Genomic DNA, 24,223 nt, shown 5'->3' on the forward strand with positions numbered 1-24,223 from the left:
CTGGCGTTATCTAAGGTCGAGTGCGGATAGCGCGTATTTGTTAGTTAAGACTAAGTGAACTATGGCCTAGAACTCCAGACTACTTGGAAACATAATCTTACATTTTCAAGTGACTTGAGTACAGATCTAGCGTATCACTCGTTCTTAATCTGCTTAACGTCGTTACCCATCCATACCTTACTTAACAAATGCATGGCGGTGGCCACTCTATTGATTGGTTTGATCAAATCTGTGGTATCGGATTGTTGCATATCAAGTTTAATCGCCTCTAAACTCGCCGATATTTGCCCTAGTTGGCGTACGGCTTGAATTGTTGGGTCACCATCAATACTCAATTGTTTTTTACCACTAAAGGCACTGCAGATATGCACCCAACGCTGTTGCTGGGCTTCGCTAATGACGCCACGCAATATGGCTAGTTTGAGTAGGTTCTCTTCTGCCCCAGACGTCAGCGTTTGCGCTTCGCCTGTATAGTGATCACCTATCAGTTGCATAAGCTCTCCATGGTTCATTACTGACGAGACTTTTTCCGCCATTTTGTTCATATTGCGATAACTGCCTTGCAGTTTAAATGGCGGTTCTTGGCGGTAGTCTTCGGCGGTTGCGGCAGACTTGATGTATTCTAAATTGACACTGAGAATGACATTCTGGATCACCAACAAGTGTTTCAGCACAGTGACTATTTCGTTGATTTCAGCGCCGCTATAAGCATGACTCAATTCGTTAGTGGCAACTTGATCACCTTGAGCCATGGCGATAAATTTATACACATCTTGCATGTCGCGCAGGGCGAGTGGCGCTAATACGGAGTTGGAGGTTAAAGCGTTTTCGATATAACTCAGGGCAAACTGCTCTTCTTTGCCACCAAGTACATCACCTAGATTATAAATATCCGCACGGTTAGCTAACATGTCAGGCACTTTAAATACGTCACCTGATTCGGTGTAGGGGTTACCGGCCATTACTACGCTAAATTTTTTGCCACGCATATCATAGGTTTTACTTTGACCTTTCCATACGCCTTCAATGCGTCTTGTACCATCACACAAGGCAATAAATTTCTGTAAAAACTCGGGATGAGTGTGCTGAATATCATCCAAATACAACATTACATTACTGCCCATTTCTAAACCGAGATTGAGCTTTTCGAGTTCTTGTTTGGCAGTGGCATTGGGCGCATTTGCAGGATCAAGTGAGCTAACATCATGGCCAAGTGACGGACAGTTTATCTTCATAAACACCAAACCGAGACGGTCAGCGACGTATTCCATTAAGGTGGTTTTACCATAGCCTGGCGGTGAAATAAGTAACAATAAGCCCATTAAATCGGTGCGTTTATTATCACCCAAGGCTCCCATTTGTTTGGCCAGATTATCACCAATGATAGGTAAATATACTTCGTTTATCAGACGGTTACGCACAAATGAGCTTAGTGGTTTTGCCTTAAAGCTTTCTAGCTGCAGTTCATGTTTACTGCTAGCCATCACTTGTTGGCGAACGTGATGATATTGTTTGAAACCCTTGACCTCAACTTCCTGATAACGACCTAAACGTTGAATAAATTCATCTAGGGATAAAGATAGTTGGCCGTTGTGGATATTGTGATGTTCGCTCAGTAGTCCGCTGACCGCGACGTCTAAGTTCACTTTGCTAGTACGGTTTTCTAACTTTTGCTGGCAAATAATCAAGGCGGCGGCTTCGGGCCAATAATGCCGTGCTTGGGCTAGGTGACTGTCGTTTAACATGGCACTGAGCCACGCTTGGCACAAACTCCACTGTTCATTCAGACCTAAGACCTTAAACCCCAGGGAACTATCTTGTTTTGCCTCGGCTTTTTCAATCTGTTGATTAAATTGGCTCATGGCGGTGTTGAAGTCGCGGGTATGGCCAAGTGTCTCGATGGCAGTGATAAACTCTTGGTGCAGAGTTGTCGCGCTTTGGCTGTTAATAAAGGCAAACTTAGGTAGAGCTAATTCTGCACTTAAATACACAGCACTTTGTTTTATTTCCCGTGGGGCAAAGGGCAGGTTAAAACGTTGCACAAAAGCACTAATGTGAGTCTCAAGGTTTTGCTGTAATTGGGCAAAACCTTGCTGGCTATTAAAAGCATTGGCTAACAGTTGGGCACTAAAGGCATGACTTTGCCAAATTTGCTGTTGGGCTTTACTGATCCCCGCATAAGCCCAAAATAACATGGCAATGGCTCGTGCTTGTGGGTCAAAACGTAATAAGTCGGCTTGTTCGTGCACACTCAATAAGGCTTGCAGAATTTTAACCACATCGTGGTCATGTACGCCTTTTTGATAACCTTCTTGATAGCGCGAAGTCATGTAGCCACGGACTAATTTTTCCAGCTCTGCGGCTTGATTCACCATGGCATAAAGTTGTGGCAGAGTAAGTCCATTACGCTGCTGTTCGGCATCTTGAATAATGCTAAAGGCCAAATATTCAATACGACTTACGTGTTTGTTTTCTGATACTAAGGCTTGTTGCCAATAGGCTTTGAGCTCGTTTAACTGTGGGTGCTCAAGCTGCTCAAAAAAGTCAGTGCCGACCAAATGGCGATACAAGCCTTCATCTTTGGGTAATAACGTCAGTTCCAGACCTTGTGAGTTAACACTGAACTTGTGTTTACCCAATTTGATAACGGTGCCGCCATCTTCAAAGATATCTTGTTTGTCTCGCTGGCCACGAATACCGGCTTCTTTGGCGGCTTTAAGCTGGGCTTCAAGATCATCCGCTTTGACTTGATCCTTAAGGTCACGCAACTGCGCCACCAAATCACTTAATTTGAGGATCATCGGATCGGAGGCAAAATAGGTATTAAGTTCGTCAAGCTGGTTAAAACCTAGTGCACGTTTTTTCACCCCAGTGATAATGCGCTGGGCGGCACTAAAGAGGTTTTGTGCACGGCGCTGTTGTTCTTCAATTAAGCTTTGTTTACGACTGGCAAACGCGCTGTGTAACTCTTCGCGTTTGTCCATGATGTCACTGAGAAATTGATCGTATTCGCTAAATTTAGATTCCAACTCTTCTAACTGAATACTTAAACGTGATAATTGTTCATCGGCCTTTTCTGGGCTATCTGCCATGGCCAGTGCACTGCTAATGCTTTGTGAAAACAAACGGAATTGCGCGGCAAATTCTGCACTGGCTTCACCTGAACCCAGTTGTTTTAAGCGCTGTTTACCTTGGGCTTTAACTTGATTGAGCTTGGCATAAATTTCAGAGATATCGTCGAGGATTTTGGTGCGCACCGTGGCATCGTCGACTTTCAAACCATTTAGAATATCGGTGAGTAAGTCCAAGTCGGCCGATAAGGTATCTAATGCAAGATTTATTGGTTTGATATCAACCACTAAGTCTACTTGGGCTATGGTGTTTTCTAAGGTAATTATCTTGTCATGATAGGGTTGCAGGGCTTTGTCGCTGGCTAAAAACTCAACGGTAATATGACTTAGTTGATCAAAGTGTTCACTGACTTCTTTATCGAGTTGCTCTAAACGCTCTTTATCGATGTAACGCTGTTCTTTAAGGCTGATCAAATGCCCGCGTTGCTGGCGTAAAGCCGTTAAACAGGCCACATATTGCTCTGGCGTATGCCAATCATTCACCCGTATGCTGTCGATGACTTCTTGTTGTTTTTGCTCGGCTTTAGTCAGCGAATTATTAGCCTGCTGGCGAATTTGCAGGACTTTTTCGAATTCATCAATGACCAACTCTGCGGTATGGGTAATGTCTTTAACCACAGCGCCAAGTTCACTAAAATCGCTTTCGTTGAGCCAATAATAACTATCAAATAAAACACGGCAGGTTTTGATTAAGTCTTCATAGACTTGCCGGTTTGGATTGGGGTTAACAATATAACGGTGTACCGCGTTGAGTTCGGCTATGCCACGCACTAATTCTTTATTACCAATACGCCCATAAACACTGTCGCTGGTGGGCTGTTTGGCGGCAAACTCACTACTAAAATAAGGGGTTTGCCAAATTTGCATCGGGTGTACACGTGTGGCTTCGTTTTCAGCTTGAAATACCACCATAGTGCCGTTATCAAACACACTATAACCATGGGCATAAATCGGGTTTTGTAGCTCTTTGCGAATTAGGTTGTAAGAATATAAACCACTTAAACCTGATTCCGCTTCATGAAAAATATACAACACGTCTTCACCGTTAGGTGAGCGCACACTGCGTCTAAAGGTAAGGCCGGCTATTTCATCGGGAAACGATTTGCTTTCGCCATTTTGCAGATAATAACCACCGGGAAATATGATCCCGTGATCTTCTGGCAACGATACACAGGCCAAGCCAATGGCATCAATACGCTTAACTGAATTGCTACGAGAATTAAATACTAAGTAGCGGTAGTTTTTTTCGCGGTAGGGCAGGATTTTAAACAAAATCAGGCTGCCCACTTGGGCATACTGGATATCGGCATCGGCTAAACTTTGGGTATGGTCTTCGACGGGTTCGTTATACACGCCTAAACCATCTTGGGTATTGTTTTCTACCTTGATGGTAAGGGTGCCACCCACCGTTTCTACAAAGGCCTTATCCAGTATATTGATATGGGGATGTTGGCCACTAACATGTTGTTCGCGCGCGGCTTTTAGCCAAATAAAATCGTGAGATGCGGCCTGTTTTAAAGCACGCTCACCACGATTATCAATATAGCTCGCACTGCCATCTTTATTCACACGCCATTGAAAGACCCGTGTGTCTGCTAGCTTGCGGCCTATTTGAAAGACGGCAAACAAGGTTTGCTCTTGTACTTTAAGTTGCAGTAAACGGGCTTCTTTGTAATAAACGTAGAGTTCGTTAAATTCTTTTTGAAAGGTGCTATCTGCTAAAAACGTTCCGGTTAATTCACGAGGATTTAGCTCAAAACCACTGTCGGTTTTACTCAGGCGATAAAGCCCAAAAACGTCGCTGATTTGGGTTTCTTTTTTCAAGCCAATAAATACGTTATAACCAAACAGTATGCTGTCGCCCACCGGCACAATATCACGGGCTACGCAGTTATTTTCGGTGCGCACCCGCACGCGACCTAATACGTCGAGTTTGGTTTGACCAAATTCTGCGATACGTTGCTGGTTGTGTTGCTCTAGTTGTTGTTTAAGGGTGTTCGCTTGTTGCGTTAAACGCTGACGAATAACCTCATAAGCGCCGCCCTCGGCGACGGCCTGATCAACTTGAGTTTGCTCTGAAGCCATTATTGATTCCTTGTCAAACAATGGGCGGCGAGTGGCCGCCAAATTGAGATAACACTGTTATTTTTTTGGGTTCAGAGCGCTACCTATGATGTCTAACAACTGGGGATTGGATTGACCTTCTTTTAATAATTTAGCCACCAGTGCGGTGATAGCTGTGTCTTTCACACTGCCACTGGCATTGCCAAAACCGGCTACCAGCTCTTTGGCATCTTCGACAAAGCTGGCATCCCCGTTGAGGTGATCTTTAAAGGCTGTTTGTAAGGTTTGACTTTTATTCATGGTGCCATCAATGGCTTTACCCACAGAAATGGATTTAACAAAGCTGTCTAAGTAACTGCTGTCACCACTAACAATATCAATCTTCGCGGCTTTCAGAGCGGCGGATAATACGGTGGCTTGCTCTTTGGCAATATCCACATTGGTGCGAATAGACTCCATGATTTCGGCGTGACCGTTATCAAGTTGCATTCTGAATTCTTCATGGGCACGTTGTTGTTCAGACATAGTGCCCATGGCGGCAAACTTAAGGGTCATACCTTCGGCTTCAGCGGCGGCTTTTTTGGCTGTCACTTGCGCTTCGGCGATACCGGTTTTTTCTACCGCATCGGCCATGGCTTCTTGTACACGCACTTGTGCCATGCCCTCTTGTTCTTTGGCTAAGGCTTGCGCTTCCATGACTTTGGCGGCAGCAAGACCTGGAGCAGCTTCAAGGGCTTCTTTACCTTCTGCTTCTTTACGTTGGCCCATGGCACGTTTTTCGGCAACATCTAAATCGGCAGCAGCATCTATGCCTTTTTGTCTGGCTATGTGACTGGCTGATTTTTCAGCGGCTTCAGCGGCTTTAATATCTTTGACTAGGGCTTCTTCAGCTTCTGCTTCTGCAGCAATGACCTTGGCTTTTCTGTGGCGCTCGGCATCCGAGACCATGCGCAATTCGTTAATTTCTTCTTCACGTTGGGCAACGGTTTTATCTACTTCAATACGTGAACGGATCACGTCGGCAATTTCACGTTTTTCGTGCTCAAGTAATTTTTCATTGGCAATACGTTGCAAAGAAGCTTCTTTTTCACGGTCAATTTGCTCAAGTTCACGGGCACGGATAACACGCTCTTCTTCAATAGCCACGGCGCGTAAACGATTGTTGTGAGCAACTTCAACTTCACGTTGTTTGTTTTGTTCTTGTACTTCAATTTCTTGGGCTGCGGTCACTCGAGCTTGATCTGATTTGAGTTTTTCTTCGTGTTGTACCCTTTCAGTTTCAGCTTGTTCGCGGGCGATGACGGTTTGAATTTCACGTTTTTGCTTGGCTTCGGCATCGGCCTGTTGACGCTCTAATTCCAAGATGGCTTCACGGGTTTCAACGTCCTTACGTTTGATTTTCATCTCTTCGTCACGGCGAAACACGTTGGTTTGAATGTGCTGTTCGGCGGTTAATTCGGTTATTTTACGAATACCTTGAGAGTCGAGAATATTGTTGGGATCAAGCTTTTCAACGGGGGTTTGCTCAAGATAATCGATGGCGACATCTTCAAGCACATAGCCGTTTAAATCGGTACCGATGTTATCAATAATCATATCGCGGAACTTGTCGCGTTTGGCATATAAGTCTTCAAAATCCAGGGACTTACCAACGGTTTTTAAGGCTTCGGAAAACTTAGCACTGAACAAATCTTCTAAGGTCGCAATGTTTGATGCACGTTCACAGCCAATGGCTTGGGCTACTTTGAGCACGTCATCACGGTTTTTGTTCACCTTAACAAAAAAGCCTACTTTGATGTCTGCGCGAATATTATCCTTACAAATCAAACCTTCAGAGCCACTGCGGTCGACTTCAATGGCTTTCAGCGAGATATCCATGATTTCCATTTTATGGAAAACCGGGATCACCACCGAACCGGTAAAAGTGACTTTGGGTTCTTCGCGCATGGTATTGACGATCATGGCGCGGCCTTGCTCTACTTTTTTGTAGAGTTTGGCCATCATTAAGATGGCGGCCATGATAAATATAAAAATACCAACTGCCAGTGACAACCAAAAGATTAGGTTGGTGGGCTCGTTCATTGGGTAGCTCCTGCTTGAGGGTTAGATAAGATAATAATTAAGAGCTTGATGACATGGCCATCAGTTCAGATTCTGTTACTACGGAATAACAATCTTGGGCCACAAGATAGTCAATCAGTACGATTTTGTTGCCCTTACCAATGGTGTTAGGACTAGAGGCTCTCACGCTCAATACCATACCGTCGGGCGTCACAGCTTGACCAAAGGTTTCACTGACACTCAGGGTAGTTAGGGTGCAAATGGTGCCTATAAGCTCATTTTTTGCCACACCTTCGTGAGTGATAAAAAAACGCCGTAAAGGTCTAATACATAAAGCCGACAAGGGCAGGGCGATAACAATGGCAAAAGCCGCGACTACAGCACCTTGGGCCGTTGCTGTAAGTACACCATCAAATAAAGGGGCGGCATATTTGCGCGCTAAGTAGGTAAAACTAAAAGCGTAAATATCAATAAGGGTCAGGGACACGGTTAAGGGCACGCCGTTTAAGCCGAGTTTTTCGAGCCAGGATGTGCCGGCCGAACCTGCTTCTGCATCTCCACCTGCATCACTGTCTGTTCCAAAGTCGAGAATGTCTAAGTCTAACAATCCAGCAAAGGCCATTAACCACAACAAGGTCAGTATGATCAGTGGAATGGTAAAAATGATGGTGGGGAAGCTGAATACTTCGTTGAGAAAAAGATCCATTTTCAATACTCCGATACAGCTTGGTAAGAGTTAATGCTTATTCAGGCGAACAGAAAACTACTCATTCGTGGGGCTTTTGTCAATCATTCCATAGAATAGGAAAATAGGGTTGCCGTGATCAGCGGTCACTACTTATCAATGAACCACCGCTTGAGGTTTGTTAATAAGACAGTGCAAGGTAGTGCTTATGCAATAGTGAAAACCTAAGTCGGAATGGTATGTTCTGGATACGTATTTTAATAGCCTATATTCAGCACTGAAATGCTAAAATTGCTCTCTATTTTGCACCGTATTTTTTTATAAAATCGCCAATAAAAATGCACTTGAATCTCTGGTATTTAACTTCTAGTATCGCTAGGTCTTTTATGTAAAAGGAATCGCGTTAATGACCTTATTATTTAGCTCTTTGTTTACTAGTTCTTTATTTACTAATAAGGGCAAAAAAGTCAGTGTCTTAGTTTTATCCTTCTGCTTGTTTTTTAAGATTCAGGCCAATGAAGCAAACATCCCCGAATCTTTTAAAGGCGATACGCCAAGTTCAAGTTATACGATTAAATATAACGATATTGATCTGCTATTTAATAGTTTAGTGATGGCGACGGGTATGTCTGATCGTAAAAAAACCAAAGGCGATCAGGCCGAAATGGGAAGTCGCTTAAAAATAAATATTAATCGCCTAAGTGCCTCCGAGGCTAACCGTTTTTATTTTGAAGCATTAGAAACAGATGAGCAAAGAGCGGTAATAACTAATATTCGTAAAAATTTAGAAAAACTGCCAGACACTGCTCCTTTGCAATACTTCCATAAAAGTGAACAACTGGCCTATTGGTTAAATCTTTATAACATCACCATGATTGAGCAATTGATTAAGCTCTATCCACAAAAAGATTTAGAAGATGAATTTGTCGGTAAGGATTCAATTTTAGATAAAAAACTATTAAAGGTTTCAGGTATCGAACTGAGTTTTAACGATATTCAACATAAAATTTTGATGCCCAAGTTTGATAACGATCCATTGATTATTTATGGCCTTTATCAAGGCTTCATTGGTGGCCCTAATATCAGACCTGAAGCTTATAAAGGTGATTCTGTTTTTCAGTCACTAAAAGACAATGCTTATGAATTTGTTAACTCTAACCGAGGCACATATGCAGAGCGTCGCAATGTGTTTCGAGTATCGAGTTTGTACGAACGTAATAAAAACTATTTTCCTAATTTTGAGGCGGATTTAGTCAAACATCTGCATGAATATCTCATTGGTGAAATGCATCAATCCTTAGATGACTCTACCAAAATCCGCACAAACATTAATAACTGGGATATAACCGATATCTATGGCTCTCTTAGAAAGTCAGGAAACAGCGCGATGACCTCGGAAGCCGCGTTACTAGATGCTGTAGTGGGTAACGCCGACAATGGAGGAACCATGGTGAGTTTGAATGCCATTAGTAATATGTATGCAGATATCGCGCAGTCGTCGCTTAGTCGCTTCTCACCAGAACAATTAGCCCAGATCCAAGCTTTAAGTTTCAAGCGTGCGCAAAATGCCGGTTATGTTGAAGTCACTGACTTTGATACCCCATCAAGAGTCGAGAAAAACAATTAAGCAGTAAGATTTAATCCTTAATAAAGCCGCAAATATTAACAATGTTTGCGGCTTTATTATGTTTAAGGGGCTATGAAAATATCCCCACTTAACAGGCTGTTTGTAACAATATGTAATCGACTCATTAGCTCGGGCTTTTTTGCTTGAATAAATGAATTTTACTCTCTAGGATAAATTCGACTGAACACGGAATAATGGAAAGCTCCAATGAAATCAATGCTGATATTAATTAAAAGAATAAGCATGACTGCGGTGATGCTAAGTATCATCACAGCGGTAAATGCTGATGAAAAAAATGTGCCAGAGCCATTTAAAGGCGATAATCCCAGCTCCAGTTATAGCATTCTGTACGACGATATCGATGTACTCTTCAGAGGCACAGTGCTAGCTACCGGAATGTCTGACAGGGCCAGAGCCAAAGAATCCTCTGCAGAGATTGGTAGTAGAATTAAAACCAATGTAAATAGTTTAACTGCGTTGGAGGGCAATCGTTTTTTCTATGAGGCCTTTGAAACAGAAGAAGATAAAGCAATCTTAAGCAACATCCGCAAAAACCTAGAAGAGTTGCCCTCTACGGCACCCTTAAAACACTTTCATAAAAGCGAACAACTGGCTTATTGGCTTAATCTATACAACATCACTTTATTAGATGAAATCGTAAAAATATATCCAAAACGTGATTTAGAAGATCAACTGGAAGGGAAAAATTCGCTACTCAATAAAAAACTATTAAAAGTGTCTGGCGTAACACTGAGTTTGAATGACATTCACCATAAAATATTGATGCCAAAATATGACAATGATCCGCTGATTATCTATGGCTTGTATCAAGGAGTGATTGGCGGGCCGAATATTCGTCGTGAAGCCTACAAAGGTGAAACGGTGTTTTCAGCCTTAAAAGAAAACGCTTATGAATTTGTTAATTCTAACCGTGGTACATACGCTGACAGAGGCGGGGTGTTCAGAGTCTCTAGTTTGTATGAGCGTAATGAAGACTATTTCCCTAATTTCAAAAGCGATCTAAAAGCTCATTTGGAAAAGTATATTATTGGCGATATGAATTATTACTTGGAAGAGTCGAAACGAATTCGTACTAATATTAGCAACTGGGATATTACCGATCTTTATGGCTCTAAACGTAAATCTAATAGTAGTTCAGCAACATCTGAAGCGGCGTTATTAGACGCAGGTAGTAGTAACAATGACGCCCTTCCTGAGCAACTGAAAGGCGCTGGAATTTTCACTCAAGGTGCGTTAAGTGACACTTTCTCCAGACTGTCTCCCGAAATCAGCCGTTTTACACCAGAGCAGTTAGCACAAATTAGAGCGTTGCACTTTAAGGCTGCAGATAATGCAGGGCGTGTAGAAGTAACGGATATTGAAAAAGAAGAATCCACCGAAGAACAAAATTAATCTAATTATAAATCGAGTCACCAGTGTCAGTACTGGTGACTTTCTAATCTCGATGTGCCAACGATAATCTGCTTATTTGGGATTATATCTAGCCGGAAAACTAAAACGAAACAAAGCTCCCCGTGGCTGATTTTGGCTTAACTCTATACTGCCCCCAAAAGATTCAACTACTTTTTTCACAATGGCTAAACCCATGCCACTGCCTTCTACTTTGTCGCGAGGTTGCAAGGTTTGGAACATGGCAAAGGCTTTATCTCTATGCTCTAGAGCGATGCCAGGACCATCGTCAGCCACTGTAATCTCTAGATGTTTTACGTCGGCTTTAATTTCAATAGTGATTTGTCCATGGGTTTGGTCATGATGTTTAATGGCATTATTAATTAAATTTCTGAGCACTGTTTCTAAGGGAGTTTTAACCAATAAATAGTCCCCTGTATCACCACGTAAATCTAGGGTAAAAGCGTCGTTAACGTTACAAAATTTAAAGGTTTGTTGGACTAACTCTGCAACATTTACGCATTCAGTCATGGCATCTTTACGACCCGCACGGGCATAGGCAAGTAAGTCGTCAAGTAAGTTTTCCATTCTGTTAATACGAGAACGTATTAAACGTAAATGCTCTTTAGTTTGGTGATCGATAGAATCGCGTAAATCATCAGTTAACCATGTGGCTAACTGATCTATACCCCTTAAAGGCGATTTCAAGTCATGGGAAGCGACATAAGCAAAGTTATTGAGTTCAAGATTACGTCGTTCTAACTCCAGCGTTACTAAATGTTTTTCGGTAATGTCTTGAATAGCACCAACCAAACGCACAGCTTGTCCATTTTCATATTCTACTTGCCCTTGAGTACGCACCCAAATCAGATTGCCCGATAAGGTAGTTAAAGGTAATTCCAAGTCCCACTCTGTGCCTTTTAATATGGCGTCCTCAATAGCTTGATTGAGGACTTCCAAGTCACTTTTACTGAAGAAATTGGTAGCGAACTCAAAAGTCAGAGGTTCAGACTCTGGCACTTCGTGAATTTTATAGGTTTGCGTCGACCAATGAACGACTTTAGAATTCAAATTAAATTCCCAAGCACCTATTTTGGCTATTCGGCCCGCTCGGTCGAGTTCTTCTTTGCTATTTTTGAGGGCAACTAATTGCTTAGTGCGTTCACTTAGATCAAAAATCGAAGCCAGTATTTTCAAACCTTGGTCAGTGTGGATCGGGCACAACTCTATCTCGACGGGGATCAATTGCCCATTTTTGTGTACTCCGTGTAACTCTCTATTTTTTGCCATACTGCGAAATTGAGGATTTTGTGTATATGAATGGCGCAGCTGAGCATGATGTCCTCTATGTGCTGATGGCACTAGAATATCCACATTTTCGCCTAAAAGTGACTTGGGCTCATAACCAAATAACAATTCCACTTTAGTATTTGAAAACTCAATATTTCCTTGTGTATCAACTAATAACATCGCGCCAGGCGCAGCTTCTAATACCAACCTGAAACGTTCTTTTTCGCTATTTATAATATTGGTCAAACGACGAGATTTTTGCGAGGTGTAGATTGCTAGGAACATCACGCCGATAAATAAGCAGCCGGTAATAAACACGGTTGAACTTAATATACCTAGTCCGGAAACATTAGATTCAAGGGAAAAGCCTTTTTCAAACTCAAATTCTAAGCCTTGTATAACGGCCTGCTGTGTTGCGCTATAGGCATCTTGTGCTGCAGAAAGTGGTGTTAGGGTGCTAAACAGTATGTCAGGTCCAGCTTTAATATTTAGCCAAGTGGACTCATCAACATCTGTTTGCGTTAGCTCTTTAAAAAAAGTGGAAAAGTCAATGACAGCAAGTAAATCATGTTTAGCCTTACCTTCTGCCGAAAAGGGTAAGATGAGCACGACAATGTTGTTTGATTGTGGTGTGGTAATACCAAAAGCTTGAGGTGTCTTATTCGTGTCGGTTGGTATACGTATCACTATATCCTCAAGCTCAGTAATGGAGAGACTTGAGTCTTTAGTCGCTTGCCATAGAGGACGAAACGAGTCATCAAGTAAGGATAAGCTTATTAAGTGAGGTAAAGTTTCTACATATAATTGAGCATCTGCTTGCCATTCATATTGACTTATTTGACCTAACTGCATTTCCCATCGTTTTATACCCCGTGCTAGTGCGTTAGTAATAAAATTAATGTCGCTTTTAGTTTGCTCTACTTGGTTATTTAACTGCGCTTTTAATACCGTTTTAACATGCTTTGTGTTGTTGTTTTCTAAGGCAATACTTAATGATAAACACAGAATTACTAACACGGATACGGCTGGAATGATGCCTGCGCTGAAGCTCACACGAGAATGAGACCCATCAAACAAAGCGATTAATACCAAAGCAATACCAACTAATAAAAAGCAACTTGTCGTGTGTATCGCCATAACGGTGAATTGCTGCCAGCCATAATCGGTATATAGGCTTAAGGCATAATCAAACAGCCCAATCATTCCAAGAGCAAGTATTATGCTGCCAAAGGCTGATACAATTTCAATAAAATAGCTTGAGATGTGTCTAAAAGTAAGCAATGTAAGTGCTATGCCACTTAGTAAAAAACACAATGAGGTGGCAAATGACATACGCCCAGGAGGGGCGGTGGGATCTTCAAATTTGTCTTGGATCAGTAAATTGTCAATAAGTAGATTAATATCAAATATCCACTGAATAAGGCTAAGGATTGCTAAAATTGAAATTGTTATTCCGCAGCAGCGTATAAAAATAGCTTTATGATATTTGATTGCGCTAATACTTAAGCCTGTAAGTAAAAAGCACAGGGCCGTATTAAATTTCATTGTGGCGAATTCAGGCTGAATTTGTACTAGTAGAGAACTACCCACTAGCCACCCAGCCATCACCACTAAACCAACAAGCGCAACGCAGATGCCAAGGGCTGTTAAAATCGGTGGCAAGAAATTTTTTGTTATAAGTGTGTTCATATATTTAATGCACATTAATGAATTGTTTTTCAAATTCATTGGCATTAATGGGTTTGGAAAAATGGTAACCCTGCAAGACGTTAGCTCCTTTTTGTTTGCAAAATTCGACTTGTTCTGTTGTTTCAACACCTTCGGCGGTCACGATCAATTCCAAGGTGTTACCAAAATTAAACATGGCCGCTAATAACCTTTCGGCGTCCTCACCGCTACCTACATTTTTAACGAAACTACGATCAATTTTTAGGTTATGGATAGGAAATAATTTCAAATGTTCAAATGAAGAGTAACCCGTACCAAAGTCATCTAATGCCAGTCGAATGCCTCGATTGGCAATGGTTTGCAGTACAACAGCAATTTTCTCTGGATTCTTAATGATGGCGCTTTCGGTAATTTCGAGTTCTAAATATTGAGGGAGCAAACCTGTTTCGTTTAAGACATGATCAACCCCAGTAAACAGTTTTTTACTGTGTAATTGTATGGCAGATAGATTAACTGCAATTAACGGTCGCTTAACATGGCGAGGAAGTAATACGTGCCAATGTAATAACTGCTTGCAAGCCGTGTCCAGTACCCACTGGCCTATTTCAATCATTAGGCCTAATTCTTCGGCTAGCGCGATAAACTCGCCAGGCGCCAGTAGGCCGCGAGTGGGATGCTGCCAGCGTAAGAGCGCTTCCATGCCAGTTAACTCTCCATTACTACTATCAATTTGAGCTTGATAAAAAAGCTCAAATTGTTGATTAGACAAGGCCTTACGTATATCGAGTTCCAAGCTATTTCGCAGGCGGACAGCTTCATGTAATTCATTGGAATAGAAATGCGCTTGATTGCGACCTTCTTGCTTTGCCCGATACATGGCGATGTCAGCACATTTCATCAGGTCTACCGCATTGTTGGCGCAATCTCCCGTTACCGCAATACCAACGCTAGTTGTTACCATCCAATCTGCTTTGTGAAAATTGATCGGCTGTTTAAAGTCACTCACTATACGATTAGCTAATAGAATGGCTTGTTTTACATCCTCTAAGTCATGCATTAGTACCACAAACTCGTCGCCGCCCAAACGCGCCAACAAGTCACTTTGGCGTATGATGGTCTTGAGTCTGCGACTGACTTCTATTAATAATTCGTCACCCACATCGTGTCCGAAGGTATCATTTACTTGTTTAAATCTGTCGATATCCAATAACAATATTGCGACGGGCAGGGTATCTCTCGAGGCACGGGATACCGCTAACTGTAAAGCGCATTCAAATTCATAACGATTAGCTAAACCAGTTAAGGTATCTTGCTCGGCAAGTTGCCTAAGTTTTTCGTGGCTAAGGCGCAAATTTTCTTCTAATGTACGTCGATGCTGAGCTTGGTGCATCGCTCTTATCAATCTACGCGGGGTGACTTCGTCTTTTAATAAAAAATCTTGTGCCCCCTGTTTGATGGCCATTTCAGCTAGTTTTTCATCATCTTGCCTGCTGAGCATGACCACAGTGACGTTGTGCTGTTTGTTATTTCGTAACTCAATCAATACTTCAATACCATCCCTATCTGGCAATCTAAAATCGAGTAAAATAATATCAAAATGTTGGCTTTGGGCTAGAGCAAGTCCATCCAAAGCGTTGTCAGCTTGGCTAATATTGAGCGTGTTATTGGCTTGTTTTAACGCGCGAATAATCGCGATCCTGTCCACTTCATCATCATCAATAATTAATATATGCATAGTGACTCTTACGACAAATTTAGGGATTTACTGGTAATTCAACAATGCGCCAATAATGGTCAAGCATTTCGATTAAGGACATGAAGCCATCTTCGATTTTTCTTTTGACGACATAACCAGCCGCATGTTTTTGATATGCGGCTATTTTATCTTGGTCATCGTATGACGTGGTTAAAACAAAAACGACAGCGCTGGATAAGATAGGGTGGTTACGAACTTTATCTAAAAACTCAAAACCATTCATACGTGGCATATTAATATCGAGAAGAATTAAATAGGGGCGTTTAATTACATCTGGCATTTCCAGAAGTTCAAGTGCTTCAATACCATCCCTTGCTCGAACTACTGGATTAGATATTTTGAGTTTACGTAAAGCTCGTTCAACGCCAATAGCATCCACATCATCATCTTCAACTAATAAAATCGTAACAGCATGAGTTTCAGGGGGCAGTTTTGACACTATGATGAAATCCTTTTTTTCTAATTAAATCATTAACTAAGATGAGAATTTTTTTCCACAATTAGAAAAGTAGCTTAAAAAAAATGAATTGTCACTTAAATTTGAAAGGTGCTTATCAGGTAGTAAAACTGCTCTTTTGTTGGCTGCACTTGTTCGTCGTGATTTATAAATTGATCGGCACTTAGTTAGTCTAAGCTTATGGAATTTCATGCATTTGTAGCCGCCGTGCAATTCAAATGATAAAGGGCTGATAACTAAATTTAGGCGGATTTAGATGCAAAAGAGAGAGTGAATTAAAAGATAAACTAAGGCAAAGTCTTGACCCTCAGCTTAAGCTTGCTTATAACTGTTGTCCGTTTGGCGGCTAAGTATTTTCAATGTCAGTAAAACATCCCATTATTGCTATCACTGGTTCATCAGGCGCAGGCACCACGTCTACGACAAATGCTATCCGGCATATATTCCGAAATTTGTCGGTTAATGCCGCTGTGGTGGCGGGTGATAGTTTTCATCGCTTTACCCGCCCTGAAATGGAAGTGGAAATTCGTAAAGCCCAAGAACAAGGTCGGCATATCAGTTATTTTGGACCTCGAGCGAACGATTTTGAAATGCTTGAAAGTCTGTTTAAAGAATACGGTGAAACGGGTAGGGGTAAACATCGCCAATACCTGCATACCTTTGATGAAGCTGTGCCCTTTAATCAAATGCCCGGTACCTTTACCCCTTGGCAGGATTTACCAGATAAAACCGATTTGTTGTTTTATGAAGGCTTGCATGGCGGTGTCGCCAATGACGACGTGGATGTTGCTAAACACGTGGATTTGTTGGTGGGTACGGTGCCTATTGTTAACCTTGAATGGATCCAAAAAATTGTCCGTGATACCTCCGAACGTGGTCATTCTCGCGAGGCGGTTATGGCCAGTATTGTGCGTAGCCTTGATGACTATTTTAAATACATCACTCCGCAGTTTTCTTTAACTCATGTTAATTTTCAGCGGGTGCCTACCGTTGATACTTCTAATCCTTTTAGTGCCCGCGAGATCCCCAGTCAGGATGAAAGTTTTGTGGTGGTGCGTTTTCGTCGTGAAATGAAAAACGTCGATTATCCTTTTTTATTGAAGATGATCGATGGTTCTTTTATGTCGCGCATTAATACCTTGGTGGTACCCGGAGGCAAAATGACCTTGGCCATGGAGCTGATTATTTCGCCTTTATTAGAAGAAATTCTCGATAAAAAACGTCGTGCGGGTTTTCAAATGGATTGGGTCAGCGAAAAGTAACTCTAGATTTAATCTCTCTAAAACGTTTATTCACTATAAATAAATCAAGGTTGTTATGACAATTAAACAGCATTATCGCTGGGGCATCATTGGTTGTGGTGATGTATGTGAAGTTAAAAGCGCTCCTGCTTATCAAAGGGTCGCAGGCTTTGAATTAGTCGCTGTGATGTCTCGTAGTCTGGCAAAAGCACAAGACTTTGCCCAACGTCACAAAGTGCCTAAGTACTATGATAACGCATAACAACTGATTGATGATCCTGAAATCGACGCAGTTTATATAGCCACGCCGCCTGACAGCCATTACGAATACGCTTTACAAGTCGCCAAGGCTGGTAAAATCTGCTGTGTTGAAAAACCCATGGCACTTAATTTTAACCAATGTATCGGCATGCAGCAGGCTTTTGCTCTGCAACAACTGCCTTTGTTTGTCGCCTATTACCGTCGTTCGCTACCAGGTTTTAAACAGATTAAACACTGGCTGGATGCCGCTGAAATTGGTCAGGTCAGACATATTCACTGGCAATATACCCGCCCTCCCAGCACCATTGATTTAGCTCAAACCCGCAATTGGCGTACCCAAAAAGAAATTGCCAAAGCGGGTTATTTTGAAGATATAGCCAGTCATGGCTTAGATCTGATGAGTTACTTTTTGGGCCCAGTTAAACAGGCACAAGGTGTGGCGAGTAACCAACAAGGTTTGTATTCTGCTTATGATGCGGTGGCGGCAAGCTTGTTATTTGAATCGGGTGTGACAGGCACAGGTTTCTGGAATTTTGCCGCAGATCGTTTGGTTGATAAAGTTCAGATTATGGGTGAATCAGGTCAAATTAGCTTTAGTGTATTTGAAGACGGTTTGGCGCTACTTGAATCAAAGGATAAATATATTACTTATCCTTTGGACAAACCCAGCCCCGTTCAGGCTGACTTTGTCAGTGATATCGCCTTTCATTTAGCTGGTAAAAGCTTACATCCTTCCCTTGCTGAGAGTGCGGCACATACCAATTGGCTGATGGATACCATATTAAAAGATGCTTAAGCTTATCTATACCCAAACAACCCTCAGAAGCGCCGTACCGGTGGGTTTAAATCCGTTTTATACCGCGTTAAATGCTTTCGATTTAGTCCCTTTCTTATAAACAAAGAACACCTTCAAGCATTCGCCTTGTCTAAAATGGATTTAATTCCCACTGAAAAATGTGTATGGAACACATTTTAACAACCGCAGATTGACCTAGGGTGAATACTATGGATGGTATTCATAATCCTGCATCTTCAGGTTGCTTGGGTATATACAATGCCAGCGTCACAGTGAACTTCCGCGCTTAGGGTTTTTCATGCGGCTATCTAACAAAACGGCTCCACATCCTTCCTGTGCCAGTTCATCATTAACATTGTAAATAGGGCAGGACTTCATGGACAAACATCCACAGCCAATACAGCCGGTCAGCGAATCACCATCAGCCAACACCCCAATCAAACCTAATGTTTACAATGGATTGTTTTAATTATATTAAATAAAAGAATTTTATTATGATGTATCGCTCTTTAAATACTGGCTAAGACATACATAACTTTTTTGCATATAATTTTGCCATATCTCTAAAAGGTACTTCTATAAATTTATAAGTCAAACTTGCGAATACCACCGTAATACTCATAACAAAAAGACTAAATAATACACTTCTAAAGGGATTGAATTCTGAAACTACTAAATCAAAAATATATTCTAATATAAGCTGTGTCACAGATATCATGATGCTATGTATCATATAAATAGAGTAAGACCAAAGGCCAATTAAACGTAAAATTTGTTTATTTAGAATGCTACCTATAACCCCATCTTTTTTAGATGAAAATACGAAAATAGCAAACATAAATGCTAATAACGCAAGTACAAATGAATATGGGCTAATAGATGCCAAGCTAACTGTTGTTACTAGAAATGTGACAGTAAGAAGCTCTAGCAATTGAATATATTTTATTGACCATGACTCCTCTTGGATAGAATCTTGAATTCGATGAAGAATTACACCTAAATAAAATGCACCAATACAGCGAATCCCTCCATAATCATGTGTAATATTAAGACTATCTCTACCCAAAGAGATTAAAAAAGCATATGCAGTTACTGAGACAATAATGCAAGGAATAATTTTGCTTTTTTTGTCGATATATAGCGAAAAGATAAAAAAGAATACATATGCAAAAAATTCACTACTGATACTCCAACTGGGCACATTCCAACTATTTCCATCATTAATACCGAAAGACTGTATAAAAAAAACATGGGTAACAAATGACACAAAGTTATTGTTTTCATCAAACTGTTCTGACCCACCAAATCCATAAACAAAAAGAATTTGCTTAAAAGTCAAGTAAACAAGCCAAACAAGTAAGATTGTAATGTGCAATGGGTAAAGCCTCCCCAATCTTGCAATAATATATGCTTTAAAAGGGAAACCGTTGTGAATTCGAACACCATATGCAAGTGACATAACAAAACCAGACAACACAAAAAAAAAGTCAACAAAAAGGTAACTATTTTGAATAAATTGAAAACTAAAGTTTCCAACTTTTATTTGGCAGTGGTACAAAACCACTAAAAGTGCAGCCAAGCCCCTCAAAGATTCAAGCTTATAGAGCATAAGCGTTCCTTATTTTCAATATTTACTCATAAAATATCATTAAACAATATGAAGGGGCATAGTTAAGTGCAATTTTGGCTCCAAAGGACATCCAAATCTTACAAACATTTAGGATTATAAGTCTCAGAATTATCACGCTGCCCGCGTATATTTAAATTTAGATTAAATTCAATAAAAACAATTAGCTATTTGAAACCGATTCCGGCCCAGAAGACCACCGAAATGACATGTTGTTATTTTTCTAATGGCGAAGAAATTCTTTATTAGCTACACATTATGACTAACAAAATGACAAACTTTGTAACAATCCAACTCGCCCAGCAACGTCACTAACCTTTGGAAATTTGACGCTTTAACTTATAGTGAGGGCATTGCTGTTTAATGGATATAACTAATGGGTCAAGAAACTACCAAAATTCTCGTTGTTGATGATGATATGCGTTTACGCAGTCTGCTTGAACGTTATCTGGTTGAGCAGGGTTATCAAGTCAGGGCCGCAGCAAATTCTGAGCAGATGGACAGGTATCTTGAGCGTGAAAATTTCCATTTAATGGTGCTCGACCTAATGTTACCCGGCGAAGATGGTTTGTCAATTTGCCGCCGTTTACGCCAAAAAGAAAATCAAATTCCGATCATTATGTTGACCGCCAAAGGCGACGAAGTGGATCGTATTATCGGCCTCGAAATGGGCGCTGATGATTATTTGCCGAAACCCTTTAATCCCCGTGAATTATTAGCCAGAGCCAAAGCGGTATTAAGACGCAAAACCAATGAGGCTCCGGGTGCTCCTTCACAAGAAGAACAGATTATTACGTTTGGTAAGTACTCACTTAATCTTGGTACTCGTGAAATGAGTGCACAAGGTCAACCGATGACCTTAACCAGTGGCGAGTTTGCGGTGCTTAAATCCCTAGTAACTCACCCCCGTGAGCCACTGTCGCGGGATAAGTTAATGAACTTGGCTCGCGGTCGTGATTATTCGGCTTTAGAGCGCAGCATAGATGTGCAAGTATCTCGTTTACGTCGCATGTTAGAAGAAGATCCCGCTAACCCTCGTTACATTCAGACGGTATGGGGTTTGGGTTATGTGTTTGTGCCTGATGGTGGGCAGGGTGCCTGAGTCAGTCTAAAGAGCAGTATTAGTGAGACTTTTACCTAAAAGCGCCTTTGGCCAAACAGTTTTGTTGATTGGCATGTTATTACTGATCAACCAGACTGTGTCGTATTTATCGGTTACTTATTATTTTATCCGTCCTAATTACCAACAGATCAATAATTTGCTCGCGACTCAAATAAAACTGGTCTTTATAGGTGATCGCAACCACTTTGACCCAGAACTCAGTCGGCGTTTTTATGCTGCCACCGGGATCAGGGTTTACACCCAAAGACAGGCCGTAACACAGGGGCTTGAGCAAGCCGTTTATTATCAGTATTTATCCATCAAAATGTCGGAAAAACTCGGAGGTGAAGCTGAAGTTCGCATCACCCCCGGCGATCCCTATTTGTTTTGGGTTAGACCACCACAAAACCCTAATTTATGGATCACCATCCCGATGATAGGTGTTGGTGAGCCGGACATTTCACCTTTGACTATTTATTTATTGGTGATTGGTATTTTAAGTGTAGGTGGTGGTTGGATCTTTGTGCGGCGTTTAAACCGCCCACTCAAAGCCTTACAGGATGCAGCAATATTAGTGGGTAAAGGTCAAGTGCCTGAGCCTCTCAAAAAAGAAGGATCTACCGAATTAATGGCCGTCACTCACGCCTTTAATCAAATGGCCAAAGGCATAAAACAACTTGAAGATGATAGGGCTTTACTTACCGCAGGTATTTCTCACGATTTACGCACACCTTTGACCCGTATCCGCCTAGCAACCGAGATGTTGCCCGATAGTCAGGAGTGGATCAAAGAGGGCATAGTGCATGACATTGAAGATATGAACGAAATTATCGATCAGTTTATTGATTATGTACGCCAGGATCAGCAAGAAAAGCTGCAAGAAGGTGACATCAATGTTTTGATCAACGAAGCAGTGCAAGCCCGTAATATTGAAGAAGATCATAATATTCAATTGGATCTTGAGCCCTTGCCCTACTGCATGATCCGTCGGGTTGCCTTAAAACGAGTACTGGATAATTTAATTGAAAACGCCTTTCGCTATGGCAGTAATGACATCGAGATTACCTCGCGTTTTCTAAAAAAAGACAAACAACTGTGTTTTGCTGTTCGTGATTTTGGCCCAGGTATCCCTGAGGATCAGATGGAGCGCTTGTTTGTGCCTTTTACCCAAGGTGATAAAGCCCGAGGTAGTTTAGGTTCAGGTTTAGGTTTAGCGATTATCAAACGTATAGTTGAAATGCACGGTGGTAATGTATCTTTGGCTAATCATGCCAAAGGCGGCCTTGTTGCTAAGGTTACTATCGCCTATCAAGCGGTTTCCTGATTTATATACCCAAGGTATTAAACTTTCGCACTGCGACGTTTTAGAGTACTTATTGGTATTGCGCCTTTAAAACTCCACGACTATGATGTTGGACGAAAAACCACCACAAGTCGTGTCAGTTTACATAAGGAAATTAAAATGAAGAAGCGCGCAATAATTATCATGTTAGCCATGGCTGGCATGCAATCACCTCTCTTAGCCAAAGACTCCCCTCAAGATTCTTGTAAAAATGCCGCGGCCTTGTATGCCGATGGTGATCTTGATGGTGCGCTCGAAGAAGCCAAATGGTGTGTGACCTTGCTTGAGCAAATGAAACAGGAAAACATCGCTAAGTTTTTTAAAGACAGCATTCTTGGTTATAAAGGTGCTGAGCTTGAAAGTCAGAACGCCATGGGTTTTACCAGTACTAAACGGGAATATCAAAAAGGGGATGCTTATATCTCAGTGAGCCTTAGTGGTATGGCAACCGGAAGTGGTATGGATGCTTTTGCCGCCTTAGCACAAATTGGTTTAAGCGCCGGTGGTGGTAAAAAAGTACGTATTCAAAAGCGCTCAGCGGCCATTATGGCAGATGGTAGCAACGTGCAAATTTTGGTCACCCTGAAAAAAGGTGGCACCTTGGTGTTTGAATCAAACTATGTCAATGCCGATGAAGTGCAAAAATTTGCTGAAGCTTTTCCGATTGAAGAATTAGACGATTCTCGCGGTTAAATTTGTAGTTTAAACAATAACAGCCGCATATTGCAGTGATGCAGTATGCGGCTTTTTTTAGCTTTGTTGTTGACTAAAACCAAAAGTACCGGCGTGAATACTTTCTACATCAATCGCGTCAAAACGGTATTCAGTATGACAGTATTGGCAGTTCATCGAGACAGCACCTTGTTCTGCAACGATATCGAGTAACTCTTCTTTTCCTATACCTGAAAGAGCGGTGGCGGTCTTTTCACGGCTACAGCTGCATTTAAATATTACGTTTTGGGCAGGATAAACTTCTACCTCTTCTTGATGATAGAGGCGATACAAAATTTCATCGACCGGCAGAGTAAACAACTCTTCGTTTTTAATGGTTTCGGTTATTTTACACAGGTGGTCAAAGTCGGTATCGGCCGCATCAGTAGCTGCGCTGCTGGTGGGCATGATCTGTAAAAATAGTCCGCAAGCCTTAACTGGTGAAGCATCGTGTTGGGTGCGAATAATTACTTTAGTGGCCAGTTGCTCAGATTGGTCAAAATAACTTTCGATACATTCGGCTAAAGTGGGTTTATCCAGTGCCACTATACCTTGATAACGTTCACCTTCGTTGGGGGTAATAGTGATCACCATCACGCCTTTTTGTAACAAGTCCGCAAAAGTTGTGGGCAATTCAGTTAGGCTTTCATCCCAACGTGCCATACCACGTAATTGTTGATTGTGTGTGCCATTAATTACGGCATAACTTAAGGGGCCTTCACCTTGCAGTTGCACCGCGATATCCCCTTCAAATTTGATGGTGGCAGTGAGTAAACTGGCAGCAACCATAAGTTCACCGAGTAATTGCTGGATCACCGGTGGATAGTCGTAAGAATCCAGAATGGCTTGGTAAGTTTCTTGTAAACGTACCATCTCGCCCCGCACGTTGCCTTTATTAAATAAATATCGATGAAGCTGATCAAAAGCCATGTTGTTTACCTTATTTTTCAAATTATATTTTATCGTCAGTCTATACCCCTTATTCTTAGAATTG

At 41.5% G+C, this 24,223-nt stretch carries 15 protein-coding genes and 2 pseudogenes; 8 read left to right on the forward strand and 9 right to left on the reverse strand.

The window, feature by feature from the left end:
- Positions 1 to 134: 134 nt before the first annotated feature.
- The 3 genes from AX660_RS15010 to AX660_RS15020 are packed head-to-tail and all read right to left on the reverse strand — an operon-like array spanning position 135 to position 7,962.
- Positions 135 to 5,216: a DNA repair ATPase gene (locus AX660_RS15010; protein ID WP_068378381.1), complete on the reverse strand. Its 5,082-nt coding sequence runs from the start codon at positions 5,214 to 5,216 to the stop codon at positions 135 to 137.
- Between the two features lie 57 nt (positions 5,217 to 5,273).
- The gene (locus AX660_RS15015) at positions 5,274 to 7,277 is read right to left on the reverse strand and encodes a flotillin family protein (RefSeq protein WP_068378384.1); all 2,004 of its coding nucleotides are present in this window, start codon (positions 7,275 to 7,277) and stop codon (positions 5,274 to 5,276) included.
- Positions 7,278 to 7,314: 37 nt separating this feature from the next.
- The gene (locus AX660_RS15020) at positions 7,315 to 7,962 is read right to left on the reverse strand and encodes an OB-fold-containig protein (protein ID WP_068378386.1); all 648 of its coding nucleotides are present in this window, start codon (positions 7,960 to 7,962) and stop codon (positions 7,315 to 7,317) included.
- 385 nt (positions 7,963 to 8,347) lie between these two features.
- Between AX660_RS15020 and AX660_RS15025 the strand changes: the two genes are divergently transcribed.
- Complete coding sequence (locus AX660_RS15025; RefSeq protein WP_068378387.1) at positions 8,348 to 9,568, forward strand: DUF547 domain-containing protein; 1,221 nt, start codon at positions 8,348 to 8,350, stop codon at positions 9,566 to 9,568.
- A gap of 207 nt (positions 9,569 to 9,775) precedes the next feature.
- On the forward strand, positions 9,776 to 10,981 hold the full coding sequence (locus AX660_RS15030) for a DUF547 domain-containing protein (protein ID WP_068378389.1): 1,206 nt from the start codon (positions 9,776 to 9,778) through the stop codon (positions 10,979 to 10,981).
- Positions 10,982 to 11,053: 72 nt separating this feature from the next.
- On the opposite strand, the gene AX660_RS15035 is transcribed toward AX660_RS15030, so the two are convergent.
- The 3 genes from AX660_RS15035 to AX660_RS15045 all read right to left on the reverse strand — a co-directional run bounded on the left by AX660_RS15035 (position 11,054) and on the right by AX660_RS15045 (position 16,122).
- Positions 11,054 to 13,873 (reverse strand): PAS domain-containing sensor histidine kinase, encoded by a 2,820-nt coding sequence (locus AX660_RS15035; protein WP_201027454.1) that lies wholly within the window; start codon positions 13,871 to 13,873, stop codon positions 11,054 to 11,056.
- Positions 13,874 to 13,961: 88 nt separating this feature from the next.
- Positions 13,962 to 15,671 carry a putative bifunctional diguanylate cyclase/phosphodiesterase gene (locus AX660_RS15040; protein WP_068378393.1) on the reverse strand — a complete coding sequence of 570 codons (1,710 nt, stop codon included), beginning with the start codon at positions 15,669 to 15,671 and terminating at the stop codon, positions 13,962 to 13,964.
- A 19-nt stretch (positions 15,672 to 15,690) separates the two neighbouring features.
- Complete coding sequence (locus AX660_RS15045; RefSeq protein ID WP_068378655.1) at positions 15,691 to 16,122, reverse strand: response regulator; 432 nt, start codon at positions 16,120 to 16,122, stop codon at positions 15,691 to 15,693.
- A 386-nt stretch (positions 16,123 to 16,508) separates the two neighbouring features.
- Between AX660_RS15045 and AX660_RS15050 the strand changes: the two genes are divergently transcribed.
- From AX660_RS15050 to AX660_RS15055, 3 genes and pseudogenes are all read left to right on the forward strand, one after another.
- Complete coding sequence (locus AX660_RS15050) at positions 16,509 to 17,411, forward strand: phosphoribulokinase (protein WP_068378395.1); 903 nt, start codon at positions 16,509 to 16,511, stop codon at positions 17,409 to 17,411.
- 55 nt (positions 17,412 to 17,466) lie between these two features.
- Positions 17,467 to 17,835: pseudogene (locus tag AX660_RS23575) on the forward strand (Gfo/Idh/MocA family protein); the annotation flags it as partial.
- A complete protein-coding gene (locus AX660_RS15055) occupies positions 17,833 to 18,447 on the forward strand; it encodes a Gfo/Idh/MocA family protein (protein WP_268801383.1) in 615 nt (204 codons plus the stop codon). The pseudogene AX660_RS23575 and the gene AX660_RS15055, both read left to right, overlap by 3 nt.
- A 267-nt stretch (positions 18,448 to 18,714) precedes the next feature.
- Here the strand turns inward: AX660_RS15055 and AX660_RS23580 are convergent.
- Positions 18,715 to 18,864, reverse strand: a pseudogene (locus AX660_RS23580) (redox-sensitive transcriptional activator SoxR); the annotation flags it as partial.
- 103 nt (positions 18,865 to 18,967) lie between these two features.
- A complete protein-coding gene (locus tag AX660_RS15060; protein WP_068378397.1) occupies positions 18,968 to 20,056 on the reverse strand; it encodes an acyltransferase family protein in 1,089 nt (362 codons plus the stop codon).
- A gap of 394 nt (positions 20,057 to 20,450) precedes the next feature.
- Between AX660_RS15060 and ompR the strand changes: the two genes are divergently transcribed.
- From ompR to AX660_RS15075, 3 genes are all read left to right on the forward strand, one after another.
- Entirely contained in the window at positions 20,451 to 21,176 is a 726-nt protein-coding gene (gene ompR, locus AX660_RS15065) for an osmolarity response regulator transcription factor OmpR (RefSeq protein ID WP_068378399.1), read from the forward strand.
- Between the two features lie 22 nt (positions 21,177 to 21,198).
- Positions 21,199 to 22,500 (forward strand): two-component system sensor histidine kinase EnvZ, encoded by a 1,302-nt coding sequence (envZ, locus tag AX660_RS15070; protein WP_082768934.1) that lies wholly within the window; start codon positions 21,199 to 21,201, stop codon positions 22,498 to 22,500.
- Between the two features lie 138 nt (positions 22,501 to 22,638).
- Positions 22,639 to 23,211, forward strand: coding sequence for a hypothetical protein (locus AX660_RS15075; RefSeq protein ID WP_068378401.1), 573 nt, complete (start codon positions 22,639 to 22,641; stop codon positions 23,209 to 23,211).
- A gap of 57 nt (positions 23,212 to 23,268) precedes the next feature.
- Here the strand turns inward: AX660_RS15075 and hslO are convergent, their stop codons facing one another.
- A complete protein-coding gene (gene hslO, locus AX660_RS15080) occupies positions 23,269 to 24,159 on the reverse strand; it encodes an Hsp33 family molecular chaperone HslO (protein ID WP_068378402.1) in 891 nt (296 codons plus the stop codon).
- Positions 24,160 to 24,223: the final 64 nt, after the last annotated feature.

The sequence above is a fragment of the Paraglaciecola hydrolytica genome (assembly GCF_001565895.1).
GTDB classification, from domain to species: domain Bacteria; phylum Pseudomonadota; class Gammaproteobacteria; order Enterobacterales; family Alteromonadaceae; genus Paraglaciecola; species Paraglaciecola hydrolytica.

Coding starts and splice junctions, on each gene's coding strand:
- AX660_RS15040 (WP_068378393.1), bottom strand. CDS start 15,671: ATGCATATATTAATTATTGATGATGATGAAGTGGACAGGATCGCGATT.
- AX660_RS15060 (WP_068378397.1), bottom strand. CDS start 20,056: ATGCTCTATAAGCTTGAATCTTTGAGGGGCTTGGCTGCACTTTTAGTG.
- AX660_RS15035 (WP_201027454.1), bottom strand. CDS start 13,873: ATGGCTGGGTGGCTAGTGGGTAGTTCTCTACTAGTACAAATTCAGCCT.
- AX660_RS15015 (WP_068378384.1), bottom strand. CDS start 7,277: ATGAACGAGCCCACCAACCTAATCTTTTGGTTGTCACTGGCAGTTGGT.
- hslO (WP_068378402.1), bottom strand. CDS start 24,159: ATGGCTTTTGATCAGCTTCATCGATATTTATTTAATAAAGGCAACGTG.
- ompR (WP_068378399.1), top strand. CDS start 20,451: ATGGGTCAAGAAACTACCAAAATTCTCGTTGTTGATGATGATATGCGT.
- AX660_RS15030 (WP_068378389.1), top strand. CDS start 9,776: ATGAAATCAATGCTGATATTAATTAAAAGAATAAGCATGACTGCGGTG.
- AX660_RS15050 (WP_068378395.1), top strand. CDS start 16,509: ATGTCAGTAAAACATCCCATTATTGCTATCACTGGTTCATCAGGCGCA.
- AX660_RS15020 (WP_068378386.1), bottom strand. CDS start 7,962: ATGGATCTTTTTCTCAACGAAGTATTCAGCTTCCCCACCATCATTTTT.
- AX660_RS15025 (WP_068378387.1), top strand. CDS start 8,348: ATGACCTTATTATTTAGCTCTTTGTTTACTAGTTCTTTATTTACTAAT.
- AX660_RS15075 (WP_068378401.1), top strand. CDS start 22,639: ATGAAGAAGCGCGCAATAATTATCATGTTAGCCATGGCTGGCATGCAA.
- AX660_RS15010 (WP_068378381.1), bottom strand. CDS start 5,216: ATGGCTTCAGAGCAAACTCAAGTTGATCAGGCCGTCGCCGAGGGCGGC.